We start from the raw sequence: 18,895 nt of genomic DNA, 5'->3' as shown, positions 1-18,895 counted from the left end.
CAACAAAAATAATAGTAGAATTTTATTAAATTATTTCTGTTATGTTCACTTGCTTTTTAGAATTAGTTTCTTTTTTAACAACATAACCCATTAATAACAACCCTACTATCCCAAATGAGAATAATCCTAAAGACATTGTTAAGGCGGATAGCTTACTGCTTATCGTAATGGCTAGTCCAGCTAAAATCATTTGTCCTTGACCAATTAATCCATTTAAAGCTAAATAAGAACTTCGGTAATTTTCATTCACTAAATCTGCAAGGATGCTTTGATTAATCGGAACATACATTAATTCACCTATTGAAATAAACAGCATGATAATAATAAGCCATACTGGTGAAGAAATATAAGTTAGAATACAATAACTAACAACAAATAAACACATGCCAATAAAATATTGCTTATAGTCAGATAGTTTTTTCATCATCCAAGTAACCATACCCACACAAAAAACTACAAATATGGTATTTTCCGCATGAAGAATCCCCACCATATTTATGCCATTAACAGGAAGGATACCGAAGAGAATAGTATCTTCCATCGTATCTCTTAAGTGAATGGCGATATAATTCGTTAAATGATTCTCAAGAGAAAAGATAAGTAAACAAGAAAGTAAATAAAGCATAAAAGTTTGGTCCTTCCAAACATATTGATAATTAGACCAAATTGTAGATTTGGATGTATGAGCATTCCTTATATCATGCCTTTTCATTAGCGATTCTTTAATAAATAGATAAGTAATGAAGCTAGATATAATTGAAACAAGGCCGACTGAAAAGAAGAAATAGAAATGATAGTCCATAAAGAAAAAAGCCCCTGTAATGGTTCCAAGTGCTGTTGCTAAATTAGCTAGCCAGTACATCGCTGTAAAAACAAATTTCCGTTGCTCTGCTAATACTAAATCATGAATCATTGCAGTAGAAGCGGGGAAAAACATGCCATTAAGAAATAAATTAATCATAAATAAACCAGCGCTAATATATGGAAGATTAATCCATGGTGAATTAAAGGCTGCAATGACAAGATAGGTTATACCTACCCCTAGTTCTGCAATTATCATCATTTTTCTTCTGCCGATTCTGTCTGATAAGTAGCCACCTATTAATGCGCCAATTATACCAGATAAGATGACTATGATAACAATTACTCCGGTTATCGTAGTTCCAATTAATGAACTAAAATAAACAGAAATATAAGGGATTATTGCACTAGATGTTATAGAAGTAACAAATTGTAAATACATGCGAATACGAAGAGAAATATGCAATTGACTAAATGTTTTCATCATCACGTTTCCCTTCCATTCCAAATAAGCGATAAGCTTGATTTGTAAATGCACGCGTAAACATAGGGTAGGCTTGATCTGAATAGGTTAACCTTGCCCCCATTAAGAATGCTAGGTATCCATAACCAACCTCTTCAGGATTACTTTTTGGTAAAAAACCCTTTTCCATTCCTGTATGAACTATTTCTTGAATATAACCTAAAAAAAGTACGACAAATTCGTCTAGTGCATTAATTTCAGAGAACCTATCTGGCTGTCCAATCACATATTGGACAATGCGGAGTTCTTTTTCTGACTCCATAAATAAATCAAGATGTTTTCGAATAATATCTTTTAATTTTTCTTCGGTTAAATCAGTAAGTTCTTTCTTGGTTTCATTTATAACCTTTTTAAATAATTGCAGAGGTCTATTAACGCATTCTGTAAACAAAGCCTCCTTGTTTTCATAATAAGTAAATACGGTTCCAAAACTAACACCAGCTTCTGCAGCAATATCCTTAATAGTTGTTTTACTAAAACCATTATGTGAAAACAATTTTAACGCTGCCTTAAAAATATCATCTTTCTTTTGTTCAGATCGTGGTTTGGCCATATAAATTCTCCATTCTTTTTAATTGATTGATTAATCAATCATATTATATAAAAGAAAATATTGGTAGTCAATCTTTTATTAAATTTTCAATCTATTTACTCCTCCTCTAAACAGAGACAAAATGAAATAGAGAAGCTGTAAAAGACGAAGAATCTCTAATGTTGCTCTTAAATAAAGCTTCATTCATCTCATCTACTGCTGAGAATTTCTTTTTTTAAATATAGTCAAGTATAATAACCTAATTCGTTTTATTACGCTACAAACACTCGATACACAGGGGAGCAACTCAAGCCTCCTTAGCCACACAGATAGTGAAGAATATTCCGGCTAAGGGGAAAAATGATACAGCATTTTTAAAAACTAATAAAAAAACCAAACAATCACTTTCGTGTGATTTTTTGGTTTTAACATGGGGTGAAATACTTTTATCCAATCTTCTTTTTTTAAGGCTTTCGTTGATGCAACTTATATCACGAACAAGTCATTCAAGTCGATTTCGCCTTTTCTTAATGCTGGATACTCACCATTTGACGGTGTAGTAATATAATCTTTTTTCCATTCTTCATGATGATTTATTATCTTTTTAATAGCTCCAACAATAAAATAGATATCCTCATTGCTCATTGTTGGATGAAGGGAAATTCGCACCCAGCCTGGCTTATGCGAAAAATCTCCCTCTTGTATTTCTTTACTTATTTCTTTGGAATGTTCTTTTGTAATAGATAGTAAATAATGCCCATATGGCCCTGCACATGAACAACCACCTCTTACTTGAATACCAAAACGATCATTCAGTAACTGTGCGACTAAATCATAGTGAATATCTTCGCAAATAATGGAGATAATCCCTAATCTATCTTCGTTTTCTGCTTCAAGAATTCGTAGTTTTTTTATTTTTTTAAGTTCAGTCATTGCTAGCTGTACTAATTCTTTCTCCCTTTTCTCTATTCTTTCTATTCCCATCGCTTCTTTTAATTGAATACATAATGCTGTTTTAATAGCTTGTAGAAATCCTGGTGTTCCACCATCTTCTCTCTCTTCGTCCTCTTTTTTATAAAGAATATCTCCCCATTCATTTGTATAATCTACTGTTCCTCCGCCTGGATGATCTGGTATATTCGAATAAATGAGATTCCTTGACATGACAAGCACGCCACTCGTTCCAGGACCTCCCAGGAATTTATGAGGGGAGAAATAAACAGCATCTAATCGTTCCTCTTTATTATCAGGATGCATATTCATTGCTACATACGGAGCTGAAGCAGCAAAATCGACAAAGCAATAACCTTTATGCTGATGCATAATTTTCGCAAGCTCATGGTAATTCGTTTTCCTTCCAGTAACATTGGAACACGCTGTAAATGCCCCTATTTTTAATGGTATGTCCTTATATTGCTCTAGCAAGGATTCTAAATGCTCTCTATTTACATCTCCATTTGCATTCGGCTTTATCATGATGACTTCTGCATTTGTCTCAAGCCAGGATAAATAATTAGAATGATGTTCCATATGTGTGACAAAAACTACAGCTATTTTTTCGTTAGTAAAACAAGTATTCTTTAAACCCATTATTCTTTGCAGTTTGTTGACCACTCCTGTCATACCAAAGCCATCAAATAATATAATATCATTCTCATCTGCATGAACATGCTTTTTGATGATTCGTTTTGCATCCGCATATGCTTTTGTCATATAAGTTCCCGTTATATTTGATTCAGTATGTGTATTGGCAACATACGGGCCAAGGTTTTTTGTAATCTTATCCTCAATAGTCTTATATAATCTGCCACTTGCTGTCCAATCCGCATAGAGCAGCTTTTGATTTCCATAAGGTGTAGAAAAGGTTAAATTATTTCCAATGATATTATGCTTAATTTTTGAAAAATAGTGCTCCAATTTAGTATGATATTGGTATACAGACTCACCAACTTTAATTCTGATCAATTTAAAAATCCCCTTTCTCTCTCCTTCTTTAACCTATGTCAAAATGAGAAGAGGGGTTATTGCATTTCGAATTGTTTGAAAAAAATTCATAAGAAGGATGGAACATAACAAATGATTACCTTGCCTGATTATGCACTTGATTATATGGAGAACTTAAACCAGTCTGGACGGAGCAAACTTACATTAAAACAGTATGAATCTGACTTAAAGAAATTCTTTAGCTGGCTCGATATATACAAAGAAAACACTAAATTCGAAACAATTAAAGCTTTGCGTGCCGATGATATTCGCGCTTACTTTCATTATTTAAAGGATAAGCAATTATCACAAGCTACTATTCGCCGCCTTGCATCTGTACTAAGCCGATTAATGATTTACCATCAATGTGTTTGCGCACATGAAATTCATAAACTAGCAGAAGCGTCTCCACTACGTCCTCTAACCACAAAAGACTTTATTACAAGCGAAGAATATAATAAATTATTGCAGCATCTGTTAATAAAGGATATAGAAAGCACCAAAAAATCAGCTAGAAATTATCTGCTATCAAGAAATTGGACAATCGTGGCTTTATTAAAAAACTTTGGACTAACACCTATCGATATATATCGTATCAAGATGAAAGATTTAAACTTAGCACAAGGAGAGCTTACCCTCAATAGAGAGGATGCTCCGTTAACTCTTCCACTTTCTCATGATATAATGACTAAATTACGAGATTACTATTTTTCTATACCGGAAGCGTTTCGCCCAAAATATTATTCCAATGATCCTGTATTTATAGCTTTCAACAATATCTCATATTCCTTCCAATATGATTATGATCGGCAAAAACCAAAAGCACTATCTGTCCGTGCAATCCAAGAAATGATTAAAGATGAAGTAAGAAGAGCAGGCTTACGTAAAATTTCTGCTGTCAATCTTCGAAACGCAGCTATATTAGAGGCATTAGCAACAGGAGCAAGTGATGAGAAGGTAATGCGCCAATTTCATTTAACAAGTGAAGCGGCACTAAGAAGGTATAAACAATATTTACTGAATAAAATGAATGATTGAATGAATAAAAAAGATGGTCCTCAAATTTAAGTGAAGATCCATCTTTTTTATTATTACTGCTGTGTTGCGTCATTTTCTTCCCAATATACTTTGCTGAATATGTCAGCAAATGCTTCCATGCTTCGATTCAATTCTGCTTGTGTATTGTCTACTCCACCTACTTCTAAAAGAATAGCACGATCAGAGAAGTTTTGATTATATACCCCATTTCCTTCTTCTTTTCCTTTTAAGAATACACCTCTTGAAATTCCAGGATATTTTTTATCCAATTCAGCATGAAGCTTTTTCGCAAATTCCTGGTTTTTTTCATATCCTTTATTTGCATCGCCAATAATGAATAATAGTTTTGCATAGCTTTTTCCTTCAATTGTTGCTGTTGTCGTTTTTTTCCTAGCTGAATCTCGATGTATATCAATTAAATAGTTTAAATGTTTATTTTCGCTAACTGCTGTCTCAACCACTTCCTTTGATACGCTATAAGATGAAAAATAGTTCCATCCTCTATCAAGAAGTTTTTGGTTAATATTCGTTTTATCTAGTTGAACTCCAATTCCCTCATCTTGTAATAGATTACTTAGTTTATTACTTAATCCAACAACATTTGCTCGTTCATCGGAGCTTACTGCTTCATTTTCATTTGCATTCTTCAATAGTGGCAAATATGCTTCTAGATTATGCGTATTATAAACTAAAACTGTTTTATTTTTAGGCTCTGTTACTGGTGCTTTATTCTCTGAAGGCTTTTCTTCCTTCTCCACTTTTTCCTCATCTACTTCTTTAGGGTTTTTCATAAGCTCTTCAGAAGGAGTAGACTCAAATGGAAGATTAGCAAGGCTTGTCCCTTCCTCTGCAACAACAATTTCGGTATGAAAAAAAGTTAAGGCAGGAAGTTCTCTTCCTAAAAGTGTTCGCGTGTCATCTAAACGAATATTGGTGGCAATTTGGAACAGAATATTGCCTAATGAAAGTCCCTTTCCATCTGATTTTGGAAAAAGATGATTTTCACTATGAAATATTTCCGTATAAATTTCCGTAGTATTGACAGACTTTAAAATACTGGCAACATTATCTGAAGTCAATTTGAAAGAAAAAATAGAAGTTGTAATTCCAGCAATAAGGATAAACATTAGGATGATTCCTAATATTGTTGTATTCAAATATTGGATTAATGTACGCGTTTTGGAGGTTTGCATAATAGGTACATCCCCTTTCTCATACAGATATATGCCTTCTTACTAGAAAATAGTCTTGTAATCTATGAAATATTTGATAGGGAATTGTCATTATTTTAAGGAAGGATTGGAATTTTTATAAATAAGTTGGATGCGTAAAATTATTTTATACAATAAATAAAGTCACTGCCCAAATACATATGCTCTAGGACAGTGACTTTATTTTTCTATTTTATTGAAATGAAAAAAGAAACTCCGCTTCGCAGATTAATTCTCCTGCTACCGTAGCTTTGCCCTTTGCTTTCGCAAAGCTATTTTTCACCTTTTCCACGATGACTTCCATACAAAGCTCATCACCAGGAAAAACAGGCTTTCGAATTCTTGAATGATTAATGCCTGCTAACAAGGCAAATTTATTACTATGCTTTTCTTCACTATGAATGGCTACTGCTGAAACTTGAGCAATAGCTTCAATAATTAGGACTCCTGGCATGATAGGATTATTGGGGTTTTGTCCATTCGCAAATGTATCTTCCTTATTAATTTGCTTTACACCTACAGCCAATTCCCCTTCTTTCAATTCTAATATTTCATCCACTAGAGGCAGAGGATACCGATTTAATATATCCTTCACTTTCTGTAGATTCATCATTTCTTACCACCTAGATTATTTAATTCATTTTGTAGCTCAGCCATAACATTACTTAATTCCGTTGTTATGTCTGCTGGATCTTTCTTCGTTCCGTCCTCATTTTTTAACGAAATAGGATCGCCAAATATGACATGAATTTTTTTACCGCTTAACAGTCCTTTTAAATCCGTTGGGCCACTATACGCAGCTGGTACTAGTGGAACTCTTGCCAAATTAGCAATAGTAGCAGCGCCTTTTTTCAAAGGCACATCCTCTGACGATCTTGTGCCGCTTGGAAAGATTCCGACTATCTTCTTTTCCTTTAATAGTTTAACTGGTGTTTTAATACTACTTGGACCAGGATTTTCTCTATCGACTGGAAAAGCATTAATGCTATGGAGGAATTTAGCTGCTTGCGGTTTAGCAAATAGCTCTTTCTTCGCCATAAAATGAATCTCATTCGGCAGTAAAGAAGTGCCAAGAGCAACAACGTCTATCCATCCAGTATGAGAACAGGAAACGACATAACCGGTGTCCTTCGGTAATTTATCCTTATTAATAACCTTTGTTCTTCCAAAGATTTTTAACACTACATTAGCAAATCGACTCGTAAATGCATACATTTTTTCTTTCTCCTTTTTGTGCAAAATAACTTAATTATCCCATCGGTTCTACTAACTAACAGCGGGTATGAAGGCCCCTCATTGCTAGAAGTTGCACTTTATGTAAAGTTTCCCTATATGAAAGTATTTTAAAAAGAGATAATACTCATTCCTCAAAAAACAGCCACTGATAAATTCAATCTTTTCAACATCTACTATTAGTAGTAGCTACTATATTTATTCACTACCAACTTATTATATCTCATTATTGCTAAAAAAAATAGTGTCTAAGTACTACAAATAGGCACTATCTATATAGTAATAATCATAAATAGAATTTTATATATCCCATTTAAAGGAAGTCACTCAAAAGGAAAATCAAACAACGCAAATGGATGATACATGTATTACCATTTACGTATTTTGCTTATTTACTTTCTAACCAATGAATTGTTCCATTTATTAATGGATGAAACTGACTAGTTGATGAAAATGTATGTTTTCCATTTTCAATAAGTAATGTTTCAACCGTTCCTTTTTCTCGCTTTAAATACTTATTTTTATACTCATCCATATAATAACAGGGGATATCCTGATCTGCTGAACCATGCGCTAATAGGACATCACCAGAAAAAATATCGGCGACTTCTAACGGACGAAAATCTGCTAATGATTCAAAATAGGTTTGATAAAAGGAATAACCATTAAAATCAACCACTTCTTTTTCTGCTAATTCGCTCAACCTTTCCGTACCAAATATTCTTCTTATATCAAAGTCTGGTTTTCCGACAGCTGCCCACTGAATTAAACGGCTAACTCGTGAATCATTAATAGCAGTAAATAAGGCAACAGCTCCACCGAGACTATGACCAAGCAAAATAAGTTCCTTTATCGAAAGCTCTGCATATGCAAATTGAATAATCGCTTCTGTTTGCTCTATTAAATCGGATAATCGATTACGACCATATTCACCACTCGATTCACCACAACCTTTATAATCAAACCGAATCACTAAATACCCTTTTTCTGTAAGCAAATTACTAGTCTTTACAAATAGCCGATCTACACCTATTCTACTGCCAATTAATCCATGACAAATAATCACCGTTTTATAGTCATTATATTTTTCTTTAGGATAATCGATAGAAAGTACGATATTGTCATCCTTCCAATTGATCGTCTTCACCTCAGTCATTTCTAGTTCCTCCTAATTACTATTTATAATTACTTATTATATATTATTCCTACCTGTTTAGTAAGTTTAAAACAAAAATTTTCTGAATTCTTTTTTCATCATCCCAAATATTCGCCTTTTTTCACCATTTATTTTATCAAAATATAATTATGATAAAATAGCTTTAGTGAAAAAAATATCTACTGACCAAAATAGACGGTCATCATAAAAGGAGATTTCTATGTATTATATTGATTATCATCATCATTCCAATCATTCATTTGATTCAAAAGCAATAATGATGGAAATTTGCGAAAATGCAATAAGCAAAGGAATAAATGAAATTTGTTTTACAGAACATTTTTCAGTTAATCCAAATGCTCCAACCTTTGGGCATATGAATTGGACAAACTATCTAGCTGATATAAAAAAATGCCAGGCTGCTTATAAAGATCAACTTACAATAAAGCTAGGGATTGAATTATGCGAACCTCATTTAATGCGAGAGCAATATAAAGACGCATTATCCAGTATTCCGTTTGATTATATTCTCGGTTCTGTTCACAATCTTGATGGACTAACCCTTCGAAAATATATGAATGCACATCCTGAAGAGGATATTTATCTAGCATATTTTAAAGAAATGCTAGAATTAGTTACCTATGCGGATATCGATGTCCTTGCACATTTTGATTTAATGAAGCGCTATGCACATACGACTAGAGGACTTTATGCCTTTTCAGACTATGAAGATATCATTGCTTCCGTTTTAAAAACAGCTATTAAAAGAGGCATTGGGTTAGAAATTAATACTTCAGGCTGGAGAACAAGCTTAAATGAATCTTTGCCATTTATCGAAATATTAAAGCTTTATCGAGAACTAGGTGGAGAAATTTTAACGATTGGATCTGATTCCCATAGAAAAGAAGATGTGGGTGAAGGATTCATCCAAGCGCTTAATCTAGCAAAAAATGCAGGGTTTAGTGCTTATTATCTATTTGAAAAAAGAAACCCTGTTCGAATTGATATGTAAATAAGTGCAGAGGGATTATTTACATTAAATGACCTAACCATTAATGAGAGTTTTCCTTCACACCATAGGGATGTGTCAGTCTATCGATTACCGATAGTATTTAATGGGAAAATTTTTTATCGTGTGCGCAAATTTAACAATTAATAGAAAAGAAGAGTGTCCAATGAGACACTCTTTCGGTTTAAATAAAGGAAACAATAAGCTCTGCTTTCCCCTTTAATTCAAATGCACCAAATTTATTGGGAAGCAAGAAATGATCCCCTTTTTGGAATGCGTATTCTTCTCCACTCTTCGTTAGAGAACCATCTCCCTCTATTACGCTGCATAATAGGAAAGCTTGATCTTGCTCTTTAGTTGCCTTTCCATCGAGTGACCATTTTTCAACTGTAAAATAGTCACATTCAACAAAGCTTGTAATCTCTATATCCCCTTGTTGTTCAACAGATGGAGAAGTTGCTGCTAATTGATGTGGAACGGTCGTAACATTGATCGATTGCTCAATATGTAATTCCCGAGTATTTCCTTCTGCATCCCGGCGATCATAGTCATAAACACGATATGTTGTATCCGAATTTTGTTGGGTTTCAAGAATGATAATCCCTTCCCCAATAGCATGAATTGTTCCACTTGGCACAAAGAAGAAATCACCTTTTTTAACAGGAACTTTATTTAATAACTCATCCCATCTATTTTCAGCAATCATTGCTGCTAATTCATCTTTTGTTCTAGCATGATGGCCAAAAATAATTTCTGCCCCATCCTGACAGTCAATAATGTACCAGCACTCTGTTTTGCCAAGTTCTCCATTTTCATGAACCTTTGCATAGTCATCATTTGGATGAACCTGTACAGATAAGTCTTGATTTGCATCTAATATTTTTGTTAATAAAGGAAAACGATCGCCTTCCATATTTCCAAAAAGCTCACGATGATTTTCCCATAATTGTTCTAAATTTTTCCCTGCTAATGGTCCATTCTTGACAACACTTTGTCCATGAGGGTGTGCGGAAAATGCCCAGCATTCCCCTGTTGATTCACTCGGTATTTCATAGCCAAAGCTACGCAATGCTGTACCGCCCCAAATTCTATCTTTAAAAACCGGATTAAAAAATAATGGCTCGCTCATTCGATTACGGAACTCCTTCTTTACAATATTTACTAGACTATTCTACCATATTCTCCATTAAAACGGATTTTATTTTCAAAAATAGAAAATGAAAGATCATTAGGAATGGCCTCTAGCTATCTAAAATAAAGCATACATTATTTCTACTAATACAAAAAATAAGACTCTCCTTATAGAAACTTTACCATTTCTTTAGGAGAGTCTTATTTTGTTATGCACCTGTATTGAATTGCTCTTTTTTCGGAATAATCGTTTCTTTTCTAATCGTTTTCCCATGCAAATAGTAATAAACTGCAATACCAATTAAAATATAGATACTACTAAAAGAATAAAATGCATTTAAGCCAATTGCATCCCCAATAATCCCAACTAAATAAGAACCGAAGCCAATCCCTATATCAAAAATAGATAAGAACGTTGCCGTTGCAAGTCCTCTTCTATGTGGTGCTGCTTTTTGAATGGCAATGGTTTGAAGACAAGGAAACATAGATCCGTATCCTAACCCAATTAATGCTGCTGAAAGTAAAAACATCCATTCAGATTCAGCCATGCCAAGCAAAATCATTCCAGCGGAGAATAAAACAATACAAGGATATACAATCTTATTTGCACCATAGCGATCAAACCATTTTCCAGCAAAAGGTCTTGCCATTAGCATAAAGATTGCATATACAACAAAGAAATAACCTGAAACACTAATAAAGCCTTTATCCTCTGCATAAACAGATACAAAGGAGAGTATCGACGAATATACAATTCCGAATATTGCCGCTACGATACTAATTTTCACTGCAGTATTTTCAATAATTTGATTGAATCGAATGCCTTTCTTCTCTGTATGCTCTATTTCTGACATTTCCATTTCTGGCGCATGTTCAATTTTCATAAATCCGCCTGTTAAAATGGCAAAGAATGCAAAAATAATTGCTAAAATAAATAGAGTGGAAGTTCCCCAAGAATTAATTGCCTGAAGACCAATAAATGGACCGATAACCATTGCTAAATTCATGCTCATGGAATAATACCCCATGCCTTCTCCTCTTCTGGAGCTTGGCAGAATGTCCGCAACAATTGTTCCTGTTGCAGTTGTTGCCATCCCAAATCCAATACCATGTAAGGCACGAACAAATAGTAAACCGCTTAGAGAGTCAGTAAATAAATAAAAAACGGAGGCACTTAAGAAGATAAGTAAAGATGTTAGGAAAATGGCCTTTTTCCCAATCTTTTGCATTAAATTACCAGCTATTGGCCGGATGAGAATAGCTGTAATAATGAAAACCGTAACAATTAGGCCAGCTGAAGACTGTTTTTGATTTAATTCGCGAATTGCATAAATTGGTAATGAAACTAATAAAAAATAAAATGTCATAAATAAAAAAAAGTTACTTACCCATATTTGGATAAATCCCCTTGTCCATAATGCTTCTTTTTTCACTTATTTTCCTCCTTGATTGCTAATGAATGGGACCAGCCTAATATAATTTGATGTAAATATTCCCATGATTCAGCTGGTAATTGTGCAAGTAAGCCCTTGTTTGCTTGTAAAACAGCCTCTTCCCATTTTGCGTATTCTTGTATTGCTATATCGGTTAGAAACACTTTATTTGTGCGTCTGTCTTCTCCTTTTACTTGGAGAACATAATTTTTTTCCACGAGCTTTTTAACTGTACGAGTAACAGGTGGAGCTTCAATCGATAAATATTCAGCAATTTCTTTTTGGGCAAGTGGACCGTTCTCTTTTAATACATATAAAATTGCCCATTCTGAACTATATATATCAAATGGCTCTAACGCTATATTTAATTCCTTCGTAAATTGTCGAGCAAGCTGTTGGATAGAATGGAATAAGTCATGAGTCTTGTTCATATCTTTCTCCGATCTAAAATTAATTACCTAGGTAACTATATCATAGTATATTGGTTGTAGGCAATACTATTTTTAAACATTGGTGTTAATCAAACGTTTGATTAAGAGAGATATCGCTTTCAAAAAAAGGTGCTTTCTATCCATATTATTACATCAAAAAAACTCCTAAGTAGTTGAGCTAACTAATTAGGAGCCATTCACATGTTAGGACAGTTTGTTTTGAAATGCATTTTGTGTTATAAAATGGTCATTTGATCACCAGTATAGATGGTTCCCGTCTGAATAACACGAGCATAAATGCCGAAATGATTATTTCTTTCTTTCACTATCTGCTTTAATAGCTGAGGCTGCCTTGTTCCTGTTATTGGATCAACCGTTATGATCATACATCTTTCACAGAATTGATTAATTTCGAGAATTACTTCTGAACCAATTTTAATTTGCTTCCCCATTATATCCTGTTCTTTTATGCCCATCTCTTTTCGATCATAAATAATATTTCCCCTAAATCGTCTCTCATCAATTGGTTCACCGTATGAGGAAGATAATTCTGCAAGAGCTTCTGTTGAGATAAGAAGAATATTGTCTACTTCAATCGCTGGGATTGGAACATTGGTTGGGGAATATGTAATGGACTCTAATGTTCGATTTGTTTCTTTTTCCATTCTTTCTACTAATGCTTTTTCATTCCAATCAAACTCTGCTCCATCACTTGCTATCACTTTTAGCTTAGGAAAAACTTCTATCGACTCTTCTCCTAAAAATTGTGCTTTGTATGTAACCATTTTAGGAAATTGCGTAATGGTTAAATGCTTGTTCTTATTTGTTTTATCAATAAATGCATGACTTCTATCCCCATAAATTCCGTATGACATAATTTTTGCCTTTGAAAGATATTGCCCTGTAAAGGATTTTACCGGATACCGCATAATTTTTTGGATAGTTCCAAAGATCATACCTTCCCCTCCCTTTCTCCTTATTCCATTAAAACAAAAAAACTCTCTAAAACCAATTACTTTAGAGAGTTTTTTAAAAATTATGGTTTGGTTTCTTCCATGTCGACAGATAACAAACGTTCGGTTCTTGTATCAAAGGTTAAGTTTACAAACACACCAATTTCTTTTTGATCATTTTTTACAATAAGCTTAAACTTTTCAACAGAAGTTCCCTTTTTATCTTCCTTGCCTACATGCAGATAATCAGTTACTTCACTATTAGGATATTTTTCTTGTGCTTTTGTCATGGCGATTCTTCCCCATTTAACATAGGAAGGTAGCCCTTCTGCTTCTGCATGGATTGGAATGTTTATCTGCATAAGGAATAAACCAACTAATAAAATATTTATGAATGGAAACTTTAATATTTTCATGTATGCATCTCCTTTCATTCTACATTTAGTATGAACTTTCTATAAAAAATTATGTATTTTTATATGTTAACTTTTTTAAAAAATTAGTTGACATATAAAAAGTAGAGAAGTATAGTTATTTTAGGAAATTATTAAAAGGAGTGACGACTTTGAAACCGTGGAAAGCTTTAGATATTACAATGATTGCATTATTTGTTGCTTTTATGGCAGTTGGTGCCAATGTAACCAGTTTTCTTGTTATTGGAGGAGTTCCTGTTACACTTCAAACCTTTTTTGCAATCCTTGCAGGTCTACTTCTAGGCAAAAGACTAGGAAGTTTTGCAATGGTAGTTTATATGCTCGTTGGACTTATCGGGATTCCTGTATTTGCGGAAGTATCTGGAGGACTAATTATTTTAACCAAACCATCCTTTGGATTTATTTTAGCTTTTATTCTTACTGCCTTTATTGTTGGCTTAGTTGCCGAGAAAAAACAATCGATTCCAAACTTTATTTTTAGTGCATTTATTGGCTTATTAATCAATTACATAATCGGTACAAGCTGGATGTATATGGCATATAAATTATGGTATTTGGCACCTTCTGGGTTTACTTATCAACTGCTTTGGTCCTGGATGGCTTTCCCTCTTATAAAAGATGTTATTCTTACCTTTATCGCAGGAGTAGTCGGTTATCGCTTATATAATTCAGTAATAAAGAAAAGCTCACTGCAAGTACATTTTCATTCAGATTCTACACATCAAAAATTTGACTAAAGAAAATTAAATAGATAAACTGAAAAGCCGAATATGAAAATCAATAAATTAAAAAGCCAAACAATTACGATTTTATCGTGTAATTGTTTGGCTTCGTCTATGCCTGGAATACATATGACGGACACTCATTTTACCAAAACCGATAATTTTCTATCTGTTTCGCCATTTTACGACCGTATACTCAAGAATCCTGTCTATTTCTGCGGTTTCCCGAGAAATATTCCATTATTCCATTCCCTATTTTTCCTACCATCAAACATTATCTAACTTGCATTTTAAAGGAATAATCAAGCGATTCTAATTCATCTGTTAAAACATGTATTTCTACTTCCAAATTTCCTGGCTGATTCAATAGAAGATTTTCTGCAAAGTAATGCCCCTCTTTCTCTTTTGTTAAAGGAAAGGATGTTTCATTTTCCCCATTGATTAAGCCTATCGTAATTTGTTCGATTGGATCAATCGGGTTTCGACTATTATCAAATACAAACACTTCATATTGATTTTGAACACCTGTTTTTTTAGGGGTAATAGATAAGCTAATATTCTCATTATACCCTAGTTCTGCTTCCTCATAAAATGGCAAATCAATTGGCAAGGTTGGTGTTTGGATTTGGGTAAAAACGCTTGTTACCAGTAATACCAAAATTCCAAGCGTAATCTCTATTTTAATCGATACTTTATAGAACTCTTTCTTTTTTAAAAGAAGCCTGCTAACTAAATGATAGGCTCCGAAAATTAGCATAAACACTAGTAAAGCCACCTTAATAAGCAAAACTTTCCCGTATGTCGTGCTAACTAATGAATGAAAATCTGGTATTAATAAAGAAGCGTTTATTGCTCCAGAAATACAGAGTGCAGCAACGGAGAAAAGGGCCCATAGCGAATATCTTTCCATACTAGACCAATATAAATCATGTCCTTCTCCTTCACTCGCAAAAATCCCTTCCCTTAAAAATAAAAGGATGACAAGCATCCCACCAAGCCAAATGGAAGCTGCGACCAAATGAGTAAAATCAAACAAAATCGCCACCGTTTCATATGGAGAACTAGACGGATGACCAAGAAATGCTTTTGAGAGCATTATGCCTAAAAACGCTAATCCAGGGATAGTCAGGCGCTTTCTGTCTGTGTATATTTTCCAAATGTAAAGATGGCTCAAATAGAGGATAACCAACAAGATTGTTTGCAGAATCCAGATGGTCCCTTCTTTCGTACTTTTCAGGGTTTCCAACAAATTACTGATGCTTAAGGATGCTAGTAAACCTCCACCAGCATAGCTTTGTGTCTGTATGAAAATGGAGCTGATAATACTGATTGCTAGTAATGCTATTGCTGTAATCGAGACAGTTTGGGTCCTTTTTATTAAACTATTGGATAATTTCTTGCCCTTATACCATATCAAATAGAACAATAATATCCCCATATATAAAGAAAATCCGATATAAAGGAAGCCTTTATTTATCATTGTACTTATAAATGTAAACATATTTCCATTTTCTTGTTGTGTTGGGAAAGCCGTTCCCTCAGGTAATTCTCCAATACTAAAAGGAATCATTCCTGAAACAGAATGTCCATCTGCTGATACTACTCTCCACTCAACTGTATAAATATCGTTAGGTAAATCTGGCTGTAAATCTACTGTCATTGATTTCTCTGTTTTGGGGTCTATCTTAACATTTTTCTGATCTACTCTCTCTCCAGATGAGTTTAAAACATTTAATATCGTAAAACCAGTTTGGATTTTTTCATTAAATTCTATGTAAACATTTTTCGGTGCTGTTTCTAATATTTCATTTTCATTAGGAGTGGAATTAGTAATATATGCATGGGCAGATACTGTATTAACTCCGATAAAATAAAATATAAGTGCAGCTAATTGTAACATTAGTAGCTTTTTCCATTTCACTTTTTTCATCACGTCCCTCTATGTTCATCCTGCACCACTCAATTATAGCGAATGAACCACAATTCGTACAAGGAAGAGATCGACTAGGCAATAATTCCGTTTATTCTGATATATGAAACTTCCATTAGTTGAATCAATTGTACCTATACGGTTAAGCGATCTCCACCTACTCTCATTCTCTTAAGAAAAAAACCTCTTACCTAATAGCTAGAATACAGTCGTTATTTGTCTAAATAATAGCATATTTTGCGCTTTCCCGAGAAATATATATTAATTTTTTTATATAAATATCGTATATTTTCCTTCATGGCGGTAAAGAATAAGAACAAAATAAAAAGGAGGTAAGTCAATGGATATTAGCATGACTGCTGATGAAGTAATGTTGACTATTCAACAATTACGTTCAAATGGCATGAATATGAATAAAAAGAAGGTAAAGCAAAGCCATCCAGAATTAATGCGCCATGCGCTACATTATTTCCCTGATTGGAACAGTGCGGTTGAAAAAAGTGAATTAGCTTAATAGTTAACCGAACGATTGCTTCTTAGACCTACATATTCAAGATCGTGTAAATAACACCATAGACTTACGAAAAGGGACTTCTGTTACCCATTTTTACATACAGAATAAAAGATATCTAAAAAGAAGAATACAGAAGCTCATCGAGGCTTTCCATAAACATGAAAACCATCTTTAACAGGCAAGATGGCCATTTATTGGAAAGCTCTCTTTTTATTTCCATTCCAAAGCACTAATAGTAAGGAAGAAGGGTACTATATTACGATGAAGGAATTGATAATTTTACTTAAGAATGGGAATCGATCTGCTCTCCTTGCTGCACTCGTAAATACGATTATTTCCGTCTTAAAAGGAGTCGCATTTTTCTTATCTGGCAATGTCGCTATGTTTGCAGAAACCATGCATTCCCTTGGCGATGCAGCCAATCAATTTTTTGTATTTATTGGATCGGCATTAAGCAAAAAAGCCCCTACCAAGCGGTTTCCTGGTGGATTTGGCAGACTAGTAAATATTGTTTTATTATTTGCCGTCCTTATCGTCGGAATAATGGCATATGAAACAGTCAGAGAAGGCATCGACCATGTCATTAACCCCCAGGAATCAACCGCCTTTTTGCTTATTATCAGCGTTCTTTCTCTATCTGTATCTCTTGAGTTTATTGTGTTAACAAAGGCTATGAAAGAAATTGTCACAAATGCTGGGGTAAAAACAAGAGGTTTGAAACTTTATTCATCTAGTTTTACCTATTTAAAATCGGCAAAACCGGCAACAAAATTGGTTTTTTTAGAAGATTCTGTTGCAACTGCCGGAGGAATATTAGCAATCCTCGCAGTTGTTGTAACGGAATATACAAATTTTAAACAAGCAGAAGGGATCGTATCTATTGTTATTGGATTACTTATGTTTATTGTAGTTGGAAGAGTGTTCTTAGATAATGCAGCAGGTGCGATTGGTGAAGCTGATTTAGAAATGCAGGGGGTAATTGGCAACATCGCTATGAAAGATCCAGATGTAAGAGATATTCAAGGGCTTGCTGTATTTAAAGAGGGGGAAGATTTTCATGTAGAGCTAAGCATTGAAATTGATAGCAAATTAACGGTAGAACAAGTAGATAAAATAAGACAGCGAATAGAGAAACAAATACTATCAGAAAAAGGAGTTTCTGATATCATCATTGAATTTGATAAGGATGATGGAATTTTAAATTGGCCAAATTCCATTCATAAAAATGAAAAAAGAAAGAAAATGCTAGAAAAACATTCCTCTTGGAAAAATGTTGATTAATTCAATTGACGTAAACATCCTTCCATCGTTGTGAAATAATATATTTGTGAAAAGGTCAGGATTATCCTCTTTCATTAGAACCCTGACCGAAAAATATACTATTCATTTACCGCATCTTCAAAAGGTGCAAAAAAAACGCCTTTAGGGGCAAGGATATTTGTTTCTGATTCCTCTTCTCTTCCGTTAACTTCATAAACCCCTGCTGGGAAGTAATCATAATAGCCAGATTTCACGTGTAAATCGACGTAATATTCATCCAGTTCCCTCATTAATAGATGATAAGCTTCCCTATCGATAATTTCACCTAAATCATCCAATTCAAAATTCTCTTTTAGTGCTTCTATGAAAGGTTCATAAGAGTCTGCAGCAACATATAAATCTACATCACAGCATTCCATGCAGAGCAAGACCTCTTCTCCTTTTATATTTTCATATGCATAATCGACCATTTCTTTTAAAATCTGTTGTATTTTATCTTTATTAACCAAATTCATGGTTGTTTTCACTGCAATTCCCTCCAACTTTTTACAAAAGCTATACAATTAACCTATAGCTTTATCATACACAAAAATAAGTACAA

19 protein-coding genes are annotated in these 18,895 nt (G+C 33.8%); 5 read left to right on the top strand and 14 right to left on the bottom strand.

Translation table 11 applies throughout. From position 1 onward, the window contains the following. Positions 1-25 precede the first annotated feature (25 nt). The 3 genes from QQZ16_RS03430 to QQZ16_RS03420 all read right to left on the bottom strand — a co-directional run bounded on the left by QQZ16_RS03430 (position 26) and on the right by QQZ16_RS03420 (position 3,821). Positions 26-1,288: an MFS transporter gene (locus QQZ16_RS03430; protein WP_235251535.1), complete on the bottom strand. Its 1,263-nt coding sequence runs from the start codon at positions 1,286-1,288 to the stop codon at positions 26-28. Then, positions 1,272-1,877: a TetR/AcrR family transcriptional regulator gene (locus tag QQZ16_RS03425; protein ID WP_235251536.1), complete on the bottom strand. Its 606-nt coding sequence runs from the start codon at positions 1,875-1,877 to the stop codon at positions 1,272-1,274. The genes QQZ16_RS03430 and QQZ16_RS03425 overlap by 17 nt, the downstream gene beginning before the upstream one ends. Positions 1,878-2,342: 465 nt before the next feature. Beyond that, entirely contained in the window at positions 2,343-3,821 is a 1,479-nt protein-coding gene (locus tag QQZ16_RS03420) for an aminotransferase class V-fold PLP-dependent enzyme (protein WP_235251537.1), read from the bottom strand. Positions 3,822-3,932: 111 nt separating this feature from the next. Between QQZ16_RS03420 and QQZ16_RS03415 the strand changes: the two genes are divergently transcribed. Continuing rightward, positions 3,933-4,877: a tyrosine-type recombinase/integrase gene (locus QQZ16_RS03415; protein WP_235251538.1), complete on the top strand. Its 945-nt coding sequence runs from the start codon at positions 3,933-3,935 to the stop codon at positions 4,875-4,877. Positions 4,878-4,930: 53 nt separating this feature from the next. Here the strand turns inward: QQZ16_RS03415 and spoIIP are convergent, their stop codons facing one another. The 4 genes from spoIIP to QQZ16_RS03395 form a co-directional block, all read right to left on the bottom strand. After that, the gene (spoIIP, locus tag QQZ16_RS03410) at positions 4,931-6,070 is read right to left on the bottom strand and encodes a stage II sporulation protein P (RefSeq protein WP_031538655.1); all 1,140 of its coding nucleotides are present in this window, start codon (positions 6,068-6,070) and stop codon (positions 4,931-4,933) included. A gap of 211 nt (positions 6,071-6,281) precedes the next feature. Beyond that, positions 6,282-6,701, bottom strand: a complete 420-nt coding sequence (gene fabZ / locus QQZ16_RS03405) for a 3-hydroxyacyl-ACP dehydratase FabZ (RefSeq protein WP_235251539.1) — start codon at positions 6,699-6,701, stop codon at positions 6,282-6,284. Next, entirely contained in the window at positions 6,698-7,303 is a 606-nt protein-coding gene (locus QQZ16_RS03400) for a lysophospholipid acyltransferase family protein (protein ID WP_235251540.1), read from the bottom strand. The genes fabZ and QQZ16_RS03400 overlap by 4 nt, the downstream gene beginning before the upstream one ends. A 406-nt stretch (positions 7,304-7,709) precedes the next feature. Further along, entirely contained in the window at positions 7,710-8,477 is a 768-nt protein-coding gene (locus QQZ16_RS03395) for an alpha/beta hydrolase family protein (protein WP_235251541.1), read from the bottom strand. Positions 8,478-8,697: 220 nt separating this feature from the next. On the opposite strand from QQZ16_RS03395, the gene QQZ16_RS03390 reads away from it, so the two are divergent. Continuing rightward, positions 8,698-9,489: a histidinol-phosphatase HisJ family protein gene (locus QQZ16_RS03390; RefSeq protein ID WP_031538661.1), complete on the top strand. Its 792-nt coding sequence runs from the start codon at positions 8,698-8,700 to the stop codon at positions 9,487-9,489. A gap of 181 nt (positions 9,490-9,670) precedes the next feature. Here QQZ16_RS03390 and manA read toward each other — a convergent pair whose 3' ends face one another. The 5 genes from manA to QQZ16_RS03365 all read right to left on the bottom strand — a co-directional run bounded on the left by manA (position 9,671) and on the right by QQZ16_RS03365 (position 13,850). Next, positions 9,671-10,615 (bottom strand): mannose-6-phosphate isomerase, class I, encoded by a 945-nt coding sequence (gene manA, locus QQZ16_RS03385; protein WP_031538662.1) that lies wholly within the window; start codon positions 10,613-10,615, stop codon positions 9,671-9,673. 211 nt (positions 10,616-10,826) lie between these two features. After that, positions 10,827-12,050 (bottom strand): MFS transporter, encoded by a 1,224-nt coding sequence (locus QQZ16_RS03380; protein WP_031538665.1) that lies wholly within the window; start codon positions 12,048-12,050, stop codon positions 10,827-10,829. Continuing rightward, the gene (locus QQZ16_RS03375; protein WP_031538666.1) at positions 12,047-12,481 is read right to left on the bottom strand and encodes a MarR family winged helix-turn-helix transcriptional regulator; all 435 of its coding nucleotides are present in this window, start codon (positions 12,479-12,481) and stop codon (positions 12,047-12,049) included. Before QQZ16_RS03375 ends, QQZ16_RS03380 begins: the two co-directional genes overlap by 4 nt. Before the next feature lie 236 nt (positions 12,482-12,717). Then, positions 12,718-13,437 (bottom strand): MOSC domain-containing protein, encoded by a 720-nt coding sequence (locus tag QQZ16_RS03370; protein ID WP_235251542.1) that lies wholly within the window; start codon positions 13,435-13,437, stop codon positions 12,718-12,720. 80 nt (positions 13,438-13,517) lie between these two features. Then, positions 13,518-13,850 (bottom strand): DUF3889 domain-containing protein, encoded by a 333-nt coding sequence (locus QQZ16_RS03365; protein WP_031538670.1) that lies wholly within the window; start codon positions 13,848-13,850, stop codon positions 13,518-13,520. Positions 13,851-13,999: 149 nt separating this feature from the next. On the opposite strand from QQZ16_RS03365, the gene QQZ16_RS03360 reads away from it, so the two are divergent. Then, complete coding sequence (locus QQZ16_RS03360) at positions 14,000-14,605, top strand: biotin transporter BioY (RefSeq protein ID WP_235251543.1); 606 nt, start codon at positions 14,000-14,002, stop codon at positions 14,603-14,605. A 259-nt stretch (positions 14,606-14,864) separates the two neighbouring features. Here the strand turns inward: QQZ16_RS03360 and QQZ16_RS03355 are convergent, their stop codons facing one another. Continuing rightward, entirely contained in the window at positions 14,865-16,520 is a 1,656-nt protein-coding gene (locus tag QQZ16_RS03355; protein ID WP_235251544.1) for a copper resistance CopC/CopD family protein, read from the bottom strand. 340 nt (positions 16,521-16,860) lie between these two features. On the opposite strand from QQZ16_RS03355, the gene QQZ16_RS03350 reads away from it, so the two are divergent. Together QQZ16_RS03350 and QQZ16_RS03345 are read left to right on the top strand one after the other, a co-directional pair. After that, the gene (locus QQZ16_RS03350; RefSeq protein ID WP_192840946.1) at positions 16,861-17,034 is read left to right on the top strand and encodes a hypothetical protein; all 174 of its coding nucleotides are present in this window, start codon (positions 16,861-16,863) and stop codon (positions 17,032-17,034) included. Between the two features lie 261 nt (positions 17,035-17,295). After that, entirely contained in the window at positions 17,296-18,315 is a 1,020-nt protein-coding gene (locus QQZ16_RS03345) for a cation diffusion facilitator family transporter (RefSeq protein WP_031538677.1), read from the top strand. A 98-nt stretch (positions 18,316-18,413) separates the two neighbouring features. Here QQZ16_RS03345 and QQZ16_RS03340 read toward each other — a convergent pair whose 3' ends face one another. After that, a complete protein-coding gene (locus QQZ16_RS03340; protein ID WP_031538679.1) occupies positions 18,414-18,821 on the bottom strand; it encodes a hypothetical protein in 408 nt (135 codons plus the stop codon). Positions 18,822-18,895: the final 74 nt, after the last annotated feature.

The sequence above is a fragment of the Bacillus sp. T2.9-1 genome (assembly GCF_950097965.1).
In the GTDB taxonomy this organism is placed as follows: Bacteria; Bacillota; Bacilli; order Bacillales; family Cytobacillaceae; genus Niallia; species Niallia hominis.
Note: the sequence above shows the minus strand (reverse complement) of the source record. Positions and strands in the feature narration are given on the sequence as shown.

Coding starts and splice junctions, on each gene's coding strand:
- QQZ16_RS03365 (WP_031538670.1), bottom strand. CDS start 13,850: ATGAAAATATTAAAGTTTCCATTCATAAATATTTTATTAGTTGGTTTA.
- QQZ16_RS03400 (WP_235251540.1), bottom strand. CDS start 7,303: ATGTATGCATTTACGAGTCGATTTGCTAATGTAGTGTTAAAAATCTTT.
- fabZ (WP_235251539.1), bottom strand. CDS start 6,701: ATGATGAATCTACAGAAAGTGAAGGATATATTAAATCGGTATCCTCTG.
- QQZ16_RS03395 (WP_235251541.1), bottom strand. CDS start 8,477: ATGACTGAGGTGAAGACGATCAATTGGAAGGATGACAATATCGTACTT.
- QQZ16_RS03345 (WP_031538677.1), top strand. CDS start 17,296: ATGAAGGAATTGATAATTTTACTTAAGAATGGGAATCGATCTGCTCTC.
- QQZ16_RS03350 (WP_192840946.1), top strand. CDS start 16,861: ATGGATATTAGCATGACTGCTGATGAAGTAATGTTGACTATTCAACAA.
- QQZ16_RS03415 (WP_235251538.1), top strand. CDS start 3,933: ATGATTACCTTGCCTGATTATGCACTTGATTATATGGAGAACTTAAAC.
- QQZ16_RS03425 (WP_235251536.1), bottom strand. CDS start 1,877: ATGGCCAAACCACGATCTGAACAAAAGAAAGATGATATTTTTAAGGCA.
- QQZ16_RS03390 (WP_031538661.1), top strand. CDS start 8,698: ATGTATTATATTGATTATCATCATCATTCCAATCATTCATTTGATTCA.
- manA (WP_031538662.1), bottom strand. CDS start 10,615: ATGAGCGAGCCATTATTTTTTAATCCGGTTTTTAAAGATAGAATTTGG.
- spoIIP (WP_031538655.1), bottom strand. CDS start 6,070: ATGCAAACCTCCAAAACGCGTACATTAATCCAATATTTGAATACAACA.
- QQZ16_RS03375 (WP_031538666.1), bottom strand. CDS start 12,481: ATGAACAAGACTCATGACTTATTCCATTCTATCCAACAGCTTGCTCGA.
- QQZ16_RS03370 (WP_235251542.1), bottom strand. CDS start 13,437: ATGATCTTTGGAACTATCCAAAAAATTATGCGGTATCCGGTAAAATCC.
- QQZ16_RS03355 (WP_235251544.1), bottom strand. CDS start 16,520: ATGAAAAAAGTGAAATGGAAAAAGCTACTAATGTTACAATTAGCTGCA.
- QQZ16_RS03430 (WP_235251535.1), bottom strand. CDS start 1,288: ATGATGAAAACATTTAGTCAATTGCATATTTCTCTTCGTATTCGCATG.